Raw genomic sequence first — 8,851 nt, 5'->3', positions numbered from 1 at the left:
TCCTTCATATAGGGCATTCCGACAAACATGACCAGTGCGATCAAGGCTACTGTGATACCCAAGATCCATTTTAATTTTTTCATCCGCTGCGTTTTTGTTCTTGTTGTTTGGACTAAGTTACCAAATCAAATTTAAAGATCGATGCGTTTCGATAGGTTTCAGAGGGTCTTAAAACGCTGCTCGGAAAATTGGGGTGATTGGGCGCATCCGGAAAATTCTGGGTTTCAAAACAGATGGCAGGGAAATGTTGGGGGGTATAGATGACCACCCCTCTTTGATTCGTGTTGACCTCCATGGATATGCCCGACTTGGTCGAATAGACCATGGCCGCAAAACTGCTATGGTCATCGGTAGCGAAAGGGGTGTCTAAGCGGGTGGCTCCTATTTGCCGTTCAGAACTAAAATCATAAGGGGTGTCCTTAACAGGTGTTAATTTGCCCGTAGGCAAAAGATTTTCATGGGTCTCCACTATTTTTGGGCAATTTAGCTTAAGGAAATAATGGTCTATACCGTTTTCATTGTCCAACTTAAAATAAGAATGGTTGGTCAAATTCACAACAGTGGTGAAATCAGTAGTTGCCTCATGGATGATATGGAGTTCATTATTGCTGATCTTATAGGTTACCGTCACTTTTAAATTACCGGGGTAACCCTCCTCCAGATGCTTACTGAAATATGAAAGTCGCACAAAAGGCTCATCCCCTTTGTGCACTTCCTCTATGGTCCAATATTTTTTACTAAAACCTTCCTTGCCACCATGTAGATGTACCCCTTTTTCGTTGAAGAGGGGATAGGTTTTCCGATCTAGGGTAAAACCACCCTTGCTTATACGACCTGCATACCTTCCGATACAAGCGCCTAGACTTGCTTTATCGTTATGATATTGACTGGGATAATCAAAACCAACCACAACATTGGTATATCTGCCTTCGTCATCCTTTACCAATAATTTTTGGATGATCGCGCCATAATCCAAAACAATCAGGGTAATGAATGGGTTGCTAATTGTAACTTGTTTCAAGAAAAAGGATTTAATAGGCACAAAATTAATCGTTTTTTGCAACATTGACTTATTTATATCGTCCTTAGAAAAACAGAACAACAAACCAACAACGAAACCGGTAATGTTTCAAATTGATGTCGTAGAACAATGCAAGGCCAATAATCGACAGGCCCAAATGCAGCTTTACAAACAATATTGTGAAGGAATGTTCTGTGTGGCCATGCGGTATTTGAAAAATGGGGAGGATGCGGAGGATGTTGTTCAGGAATCCTTTATAAAAGCATTCCAAAAACTGCATCAGTTTAAAGGAGAGGTAACGTTCGGGGCTTGGTTAAAACGGATTGTGATCAACAAAAGCATCGATTTTTTAAAGGCAAAAAAACAACATACGGTGGCCTTGGATGAGAATTATTTAAAGGTGTCAGAGGAGGATGATTGGACGATTGAAAACGACATCACCTTGCATGAAGTGAAATTGGCAATAGCAAAGTTGCCCGAAAAATATAGATACGTGGTCTTGATGTTCTTGATAGAAGGGTTTGATCATCGGGAAATCGCACAGGTCTTGCAGTTGACCGAGACGACCAGTAGAACAAGATTGCTGAGAGGAAAGGCATATTTAAAGGAGTTGTTAAAGGAAAAAGTATATGGCACAGGATCTTAGAAAATTATTCGAGGAAGAATGTAAGAAGGAGGGGTACGTAATGACCGAAGGTCATGAAAAACGATTTATGGAACTTTTGGACCGCGAGCTTCCAACCAAGAGGAAACCATCGTTCCTTATTCTGAAAATAGCAGCTGCCATATTGGTACTGGTTGGGATGGGTACTTTTATGTATACGAACCGGGAAGTTAAAAACATCAAAACAACCATTGTGGAGAAAGACCCCATTATGGAGACGAAAACAGGAATTTCCTTGGGTGATCTTTCGCCCGATTTAAAAAAGGTGGAAAACTATTATGTGGCCAATATCAATCTTGAATTGTCAAAATTGAATATCTCTGGGGAAACCAAAGAGCTCGTAGATAGTTACATGGAGCGATTGTCCGAATTGAATGTGGAATATAAAACACTCAATACGGAACTCAATCAAATTGGGCCCAATGACCAAACCATATCGGCCCTTATAAAGAATTTGCAATTGAGGTTGCAATTATTGCAGAAATTAAAAAAGAATTTAAATGAAGTACAATCATCAAAAAACGAACAGTATGAAACCAATGCGATTTAAAGCGATAATCATGATCGTATCCCTGATAGCCATTGGGGGTTATGGTCAAAAACAAAGCAAGACCTTTAATGAGGTTTTCAATGTGAATGTCGAGACCGTACTCGACATCAACACCAGTAATACGGATATTGAATTCGAGACCTGGGACAAGAACCAGATTGCCGTGGAGGCAATTATTGAAGTTGATGGCGCCACCGAAGCAGAGGCCAAGGATTATTTTGCCGATGGAGCAATCGAAATAGTAGGGAATAGTCAAAAGGTTGAGATCAATACAGGTCCTGAAAATAAAAGGGCGTTTGCCTATTCGACGGATGGATTGCATAATCTGAATATTGAAATACCCGATTTCCATTTTGAAATGCCCGAATTACCCGAAATACCCGAAATGCATTTGGAGGAATTGCATATTGATTTGTCCGATATGCCCATGCCACCGTTACCCGCTGTTGAATTTGATTATGAGGCGTACAAAAAGGATGGGGATAAATACCTAAAAAAGTGGCAGAAAAAGTTTGATAAAGGGTTCGATAAAGAATATGAGCAGAAAATGGAAGCCTGGAGTGCTAAAATGGAAGCCAGGCAAGAGGAGATGGCCAAACGCCACGAAGCCATGGCGGAACGGCATGAAGCCATGATGGAGAAAAGATCGGAAGTACAAGAGAGACGTATGGAGGAAAGGGCAGAGGCCATGGAAAAACGTGCCAAGGAAATGGAAAAACGTGCCGAGGAAATGGAAGAACGCAGGGAACATATCTTTGAGTTAAGGGAAAATCGTGAAAATGCGCCCAATATATTCTATTATTCATCAGAAGGTGAAAACAAGAAATTCAAGATCAAAAAGACCATTAAAATCAAAATGCCAAAAGGCACCAAGATTAAAATGAATGTACGCCACGGCGAAGTGAAATTGGCAGGGAACACCAAAAATATCAATGCTCGATTAACCTATTCCACTTTATTGGCGGCTACCATTGACGGTGACGAAACATCAATTACAACATCGTATTCCCCTGTCAGTGTGCAGAAATGGAACTATGGGTTATTACAGGCCGATTATTCGGAACATGTTGATTTGAATGAGGTGCTCAACCTGAGGTTGAGCACCACGTCGTCCGATGTAACGATCCACAAAATTCTGGAAAGTGTGGTTATAAACAATAAAATGGGTCCCTTAAAGATCCATTCGGTTTCCACCGATTTCAAGGAAATCGATATATCGCTTCAAAATGCCGAATTGACTTGTAATTTACCTAAAACCGCGTTCAATATTGCAATTGATGGGACCATGTCAGAATTGACCACCCCGTCCAGTTTGAAATTGGATAGTACCAAACACAATAACACCACCGTCCATACGGGGTATAACATCAAAAAGGATAGTGGTAAATCTATTTTGGTCAATTCAAAATATAGCGAAGTAGTCCTAAAGGATTAGCGCATTGTTCTAAAAGTAGTCCCAAACAACCTTTTTTTAACCTATGATCTTCTTTTTCAAAATCCCCAGCACGAATCAAAGTTTCTTTTAATAGTCTTAAACATTCGATAGTGTTTTCCAATGCACAATCTCATCATTATCCATGGCATCCAATCCCATTTGAACACAAATAGCTGCATTGGCCCCTGTAGTGATATTTGAGATGGGTTCCGTATTGTTGATAATACTTTCCCTAAAGTCAAACAAGGCCTGTTTACTGGGATCTTCATGATCGATATTCAAGGGATACCCTTTGCCCTCGTCCCATTTCACCGTCGCTCCGGAAACACCGTCAACCTCTCCCATTTCCTTGTTTTTCCTTCCTTCAGGATAGAACCATGCTTTTACATAATCAAGAATGATGGTGCCCTTATCACCCATGACTTTGATTTTATAATCGTCCATCGCATTACTGGTCAAACAAGTGAATGTAGCCTTTACACCGTTAGGATAACTGTATAGCAGATGAATGTTATCATAGGTTTCACGGCCATCTTTCCAATAATCGATGCCGCCCATGCCCATAACCTTATCTGGAGTGGATTCGGTCACCCAATTCGCAAAATCGATTTGATGGGAGGAGAGTTCCGCGGCCAAACCACCTGAAAATTCACGATACATACGCCAATTAATGGCCCGTTCCAATTCTGGATCGGGTACGGGTCTTCGCCAGTTTCCGTTCCTGTTCCATTGGCATTCGAAAGCCGTTACTTTTCCAATGGTTCCGTTTTTGATCATGTTTACGACGTGTGCATATAGTCGGGAACTATGATATTGGTGTCCCGTCTGGAAGATCTTATTAGAAGCTTTTACTTTCCCTGCTAAGTGCTGTATGCCCTCATACCCCTTGGCCATTGTTTTTTCACAGTATATGTGTTTACCGGCATCCAAGGCATCCATGGCAATTTTTGAATGGGTATTGAAAGGGGTGGTAATCAATACGGCATCGATATTGGGGTCATCTAATAATTTTCTATAATCGGTATATCCCTTGGCTTTACCTTCAACCTTACTGAGACCATTTTCCAAACGAAAAGGTAAAGTGTCACAGCAGGCAATTACATTGAACTTGTCGATTTGATTGATAAAGGGGGTTAATCCCGAACCACGATCACCCGTACCGATAATTCCGATATTTACCGTATCATTGGCACCCTTGAACCTATGGATATTTCCCAACACAGATGTTGAGGTCGCCACTGCCGCAGTGGCCAAACTACTTTTTACTACAAATTCCCTTCGTTTCATATGTTTACTTTCGGTTCACGACCTATTGGTGATGGTATTTGGCTAGTTCTTGGTGATCGGTCTTATTTTAATGTTTTTGAAACTTACGCGATCTCCATGGTCCTGTAAAAGAATGACCCCTTTTTCGGCTTCCCCAAAATTCGGCCATTTTACATATTTACTTTCTGAAACTAATTTTCTATAGGCACCACTGCCTCGTTCATAATCCAAGACTTTCATTCCGTTGAGCCAATGCTCCACATGATTATTTTCTGAAATGATATGGGCCGTATTCCATTCACCAATGGGATTTACGGGCTTGTTCGAGTCGGCTTTGATCAAATCATATAAAGAAGCCAAGGTGCGGCTACCTTCATGGTTGCCTAATTTTGCATCAGGATGCCGGGCATCATCCAAAATCTGGTATTCCAAGCCAATCGATGATCCTGGTCCTTTGTTTAGTTCGGGATCTACATAATATTTTATACCACTATTGGCCCCTTCGGTAATCTTAAAATCAACTTTCAATTCAAAATCCCCATATGCGTCGGTAGTTACGATATCTCCCCCAGCAGCGGATTCTTCACCACCGGACGATAAGACGGTCAAAACGCCCTCGGAGATTTCCCAACCATTCGAAGGAAAGCCATCCAATCGTGCCCCACGCCAACCTTGGGTCGTCTCACCATCCCAAAGCATTTTCCAACCTTTCTTAACTTCGTCGACTGCCACATAGTTTTTCGTGATCAAGGGTTTTAAGGGGGTATTCATGGAATATTTGGAAAGGCTATCGGTCAATATTTTTATGTTTTTCCAGATAATTTCCGTACCCTCTTTTTGTTCTTTTCCTATACTATGTACCTGAAGGGCCATGAAGCCGCTAGCCGTTTTGTCGTCTATCAAATGGGCGGCAGGAATGCCATTGATCCATGTTTTTAAGGTATCCCCAATAGCCTCAATGCGATAATGGTTCCAATCGTTTTGCTTGAAGGCCTTTTGGGCTTCCGGTTTGCCTTCAAGGTTATATAACCACCCCCTTCTGGCTTCATCATAAATGCCCGCGCTCCAGGCACGATCGGAGGGGTCTATTTCAATTTGATAGCCATGGACCCTTCCGTCCATATAATGCGGGTAGCTATTACTTCGGATTTGTATTCCTGAATTCATGGTCGAATCAACCAAATAATCCAATTCCAAAATAAAATCACCGTACATCTTATCCGTGGTCAAAAAGGAATTTGGGGTGTTTCTAACAGTACTACCAACGATAGCCCCGTCACGTACTTTATAATTGGCTTTGCCACCAATTTGCGTCCATTCGTCCAAGGTTTGTCCATCAAAGAGGGATACCCATGGGGTAGTATCTTTTTCGGATTCGTTGCAGCTGAGAAATAGCAGCCCAATCAGCAGGTAAATCAGTTTCTTGGGAGTGGTTTTTTGAAGTCTCATAAGTGTGATATGGTTTAATGAACTAAAGATAATCCCTAATATCTATATATAAAAAAAAGCGACCCGTTAAAGTCGCTTTCCAATATTATTTATCAATCAAGATCCGCTAATGGGTGCCTTTTTTCAACAATTTCGGGTATTTCGCCTTGAATCTATTGTATCTGGGTATCGAGATATTGATGATGTATGGGTTGTTGGGGTTCAGTCTTTCATAATCCTGATGGTACTCCTCGGCTTTATAAAATTTGTCCAATCTCTCCACCTGCGTGACAATGGGATCATCATAAACCTTGTCTTTTGTCAATTGTTCAATATAATCCTCGATGATCTTTTTCTCCTTATCATTAGTATAAAAGGCAATTGAACGGTATTGGGCACCGTGATCTGGCCCCTGGCGGTTTAAGGTCGTAGGGTCGTGGGAACCAAAGAAAACCTTTACCAAGGTTGCAAAATCGACCTCTTTTGGGTCATAATACACTTTGACCGCTTCGGCATGACTCGTCAATCCCTTTCCCACTTGCTCATAGGTGGGATTAACCTCAGTTCCTCCGGCATATCCTGAAATAACTTCCTTAACTCCTATTACATCTTCATAGATGGCCTCAACACACCAAAAACAACCACTGGCGAAATAGGCAACATCATATTGCTGTAATTCCTCATCGGTGAGCTTGACCAACTGTTCGGTTTCGTTTGTAAGGACTTCCTTATTTTTCTTCTTCGTACTGCTTTCACAACTAATTGAAAACAAGATGGTACATGAGAGGATCGTTGTTTGTATAAGCTTCATTTTTATGTTTTATTTATTTGTAGGCTATTGAAACCAGAGCTTACAATGTGTTGTGTTAAACTACGTTAACTAAACTAATTTGATGGCCCATTGAATATTTCCTTAAAAAAATAGATCATTGCATCCCATGCCCGCTTATTCGATTTTGGCTCAAAGAACAGCCCTTTTTCGGGGAATTTTGCTTTGGGATTGGTAAAGGCATGACCTGTATGTCCGTAAACGTGGATGTTCCAATCCGCTTTGTGATCATTCAATTCATGGGATAGCTGTATCAGGGCATCAGGCAATGCCATGGGGTCTTCCCATCCGTGCAAAACGAGTATGGAACTTTGAATTTCTTTATCGGGATGGGGATTAGGTGGGTCCAATAGTCCATGGAAACTTACCACCCCACCGATCTGCGTACCCGAGCGGGCCAGGTCCAAAACACATTTACCACCAAAACAAAAACCGATAGCCCCGATTTGTGATTCATTAACGGCTTTGTGTTTTTTCAAGGTATTAACGGCCAATATCATTCGCGACACCAATAAGGGTCTGTCAAGGTCCAATTCATCCATGAGTTTTTGGGCCTCATCGGGGCCATTGGCCCTTCGTCCTTTTCCATAATTGTCAATAGCAAAACCAACATAGCCCAATTTGGCCAATTCAGTGGCCTTTTCAACTTCAAATCCGGATTGCCCGCTCCACATATGGGAGACTAGGATTCCTGGTTTTGTATTGCTGTTGGAATCATCCCAAACAATAACGCCCTCAAACTCATTTTTGGACGTGTCCTGATATATTATTTTTTCCTTGATGATCATATTGTCGGAAGTAAGTGCTATAAATTAATTTGAAGTGTATTCCATTTTATCAATCAATCTATAAACATATTTCATAAAAACCAATACATAATAAAGACTTTAGGCTTCAATTGTGTTATAACTGTCTTAAAATTATGATAAATAGGGCTTTTGTTCATGAATACTTAATAACTATTTCGGATATTACTATGTTTTACCTACTTTTTGCTGTAGGTTAGGCACGGCTTTTACGACTATTATTGCGTAGTGTAAAGATTTAGTGAAAAAGAAAATACAAACATTAACTTAGATTAGATTTAAAATTATGGGTAGACCCGCAACAAAACCGACTGAATTAAGAGACGGTTACTATATAGAAATTAGAAATAGAGGTTCCAAGGCTGGTGTTAAGATTAGAAGGGATACCAAGGAACAAATGCTCAGGGCTATAAAAGAGTATGAAGTGTCAAAGGATGTTGTCGTGATTGGCGAGGTAAGTAAAGGAAAGATCCTGGATACTGCCGTAAAATAAATTCCATTTATTTCATGTACCGTGGATTTTTGTAATCAAATCCATCAAAATTCACCTTTTTTTAGTGAGGTATTGGGTAGAAATAGCCGATAAAATACACATACGTTCGGTAAGGTGTTTTGGGTATGCATTACGTTCATCCGGCATTTTTGGCACTTTATCCCGATTTCTGTCAGTTATCGAAAAATAAGGGGTTTTGAACGTTTTACAACCCTTGGGGATACGTTCTGCTGCGTTTTTATTATATAAAAACGCAAGTCATGAAAACTATCTTTACTTTACTATTTGTTCTTACGATCGGAGTAACGGCCCAAGCCCAGGATACCAAGTCAGATGTTAAAGTGGAAACTGCCCAAATG

9 protein-coding genes are annotated in these 8,851 nt (G+C 40.7%); 4 read left to right on the top strand and 5 right to left on the bottom strand.

From position 1 onward, the window contains the following. Nucleotides 1–112: 112 nt before the first annotated feature. The gene (locus WBM98_RS11900) at nt 113–1,021 is read right to left on the bottom strand and encodes an aldose epimerase family protein (RefSeq protein ID WP_424366242.1); all 909 of its coding nucleotides are present in this window, start codon (nt 1,019–1,021) and stop codon (nt 113–115) included. 103 nt (nt 1,022–1,124) lie between these two features. Here WBM98_RS11900 and WBM98_RS11895 point away from each other — a divergent pair, with 103 nt between their 5' ends. The 3 genes from WBM98_RS11895 to WBM98_RS11885 are packed head-to-tail and all read left to right on the top strand — an operon-like array spanning nt 1,125 to nt 3,670. Next, nucleotides 1,125–1,667, top strand: coding sequence for an RNA polymerase sigma factor (locus tag WBM98_RS11895; protein WP_424366241.1), 543 nt, complete (start codon nt 1,125–1,127; stop codon nt 1,665–1,667). Further along, nucleotides 1,651–2,235 carry a hypothetical protein gene (locus tag WBM98_RS11890; protein WP_424366240.1) on the top strand — a complete coding sequence of 195 codons (585 nt, stop codon included), beginning with the start codon at nt 1,651–1,653 and terminating at the stop codon, nt 2,233–2,235. Before WBM98_RS11895 ends, WBM98_RS11890 begins: the two co-directional genes overlap by 17 nt. Then, entirely contained in the window at nt 2,216–3,670 is a 1,455-nt protein-coding gene (locus WBM98_RS11885) for a hypothetical protein (protein ID WP_424366239.1), read from the top strand. The genes WBM98_RS11890 and WBM98_RS11885 overlap by 20 nt, the downstream gene beginning before the upstream one ends. Before the next feature lie 96 nt (nt 3,671–3,766). Here the strand turns inward: WBM98_RS11885 and WBM98_RS11880 are convergent, their stop codons facing one another. The 4 genes from WBM98_RS11880 to WBM98_RS11865 all read right to left on the bottom strand — a co-directional run bounded on the left by WBM98_RS11880 (nt 3,767) and on the right by WBM98_RS11865 (nt 7,981). Further along, nucleotides 3,767–4,957 carry a Gfo/Idh/MocA family protein gene (locus WBM98_RS11880; protein WP_424366238.1) on the bottom strand — a complete coding sequence of 397 codons (1,191 nt, stop codon included), beginning with the start codon at nt 4,955–4,957 and terminating at the stop codon, nt 3,767–3,769. A 42-nt stretch (nt 4,958–4,999) separates the two neighbouring features. Next, entirely contained in the window at nt 5,000–6,385 is a 1,386-nt protein-coding gene (locus WBM98_RS11875) for a 3-keto-disaccharide hydrolase (protein ID WP_424366237.1), read from the bottom strand. Nucleotides 6,386–6,491: 106 nt separating this feature from the next. Beyond that, nucleotides 6,492–7,175 carry a peptide-methionine (S)-S-oxide reductase MsrA gene (gene msrA / locus WBM98_RS11870; RefSeq protein ID WP_424366236.1) on the bottom strand — a complete coding sequence of 228 codons (684 nt, stop codon included), beginning with the start codon at nt 7,173–7,175 and terminating at the stop codon, nt 6,492–6,494. Between the two features lie 74 nt (nt 7,176–7,249). Continuing rightward, nucleotides 7,250–7,981 (bottom strand): dienelactone hydrolase family protein, encoded by a 732-nt coding sequence (locus WBM98_RS11865; RefSeq protein WP_424366235.1) that lies wholly within the window; start codon nt 7,979–7,981, stop codon nt 7,250–7,252. Between the two features lie 304 nt (nt 7,982–8,285). On the opposite strand from WBM98_RS11865, the gene WBM98_RS11860 reads away from it, so the two are divergent. Continuing rightward, entirely contained in the window at nt 8,286–8,492 is a 207-nt protein-coding gene (locus WBM98_RS11860) for a hypothetical protein (protein ID WP_424366234.1), read from the top strand. The last annotated feature ends 359 nt before the right edge of the window (nt 8,493–8,851 follow it).

Source organism: Maribacter sp. (genome assembly GCF_049667165.1).
GTDB lineage: Bacteria > Bacteroidota > Bacteroidia > Flavobacteriales > Flavobacteriaceae > Maribacter_A.
Note: the sequence above shows the minus strand (reverse complement) of the source record. Positions and strands in the feature narration are given on the sequence as shown.

Bases quoted from the DNA above. Each gene is read 5' to 3' on its own strand.
- WBM98_RS11895 (WP_424366241.1), top strand. From the start codon at position 1,125: ATGTTTCAAATTGATGTCGTAGAACAATGCAAGGCCAATAATCGACAG.
- WBM98_RS11890 (WP_424366240.1), top strand. From the start codon at position 1,651: ATGGCACAGGATCTTAGAAAATTATTCGAGGAAGAATGTAAGAAGGAG.
- WBM98_RS11885 (WP_424366239.1), top strand. From the start codon at position 2,216: ATGAAACCAATGCGATTTAAAGCGATAATCATGATCGTATCCCTGATA.
- WBM98_RS11880 (WP_424366238.1), bottom strand. From the start codon at position 4,957: ATGAAACGAAGGGAATTTGTAGTAAAAAGTAGTTTGGCCACTGCGGCA.
- WBM98_RS11875 (WP_424366237.1), bottom strand. From the start codon at position 6,385: ATGAGACTTCAAAAAACCACTCCCAAGAAACTGATTTACCTGCTGATT.
- msrA (WP_424366236.1), bottom strand. From the start codon at position 7,175: ATGAAGCTTATACAAACAACGATCCTCTCATGTACCATCTTGTTTTCA.
- WBM98_RS11865 (WP_424366235.1), bottom strand. From the start codon at position 7,981: ATGATCATCAAGGAAAAAATAATATATCAGGACACGTCCAAAAATGAG.
- WBM98_RS11860 (WP_424366234.1), top strand. From the start codon at position 8,286: ATGGGTAGACCCGCAACAAAACCGACTGAATTAAGAGACGGTTACTAT.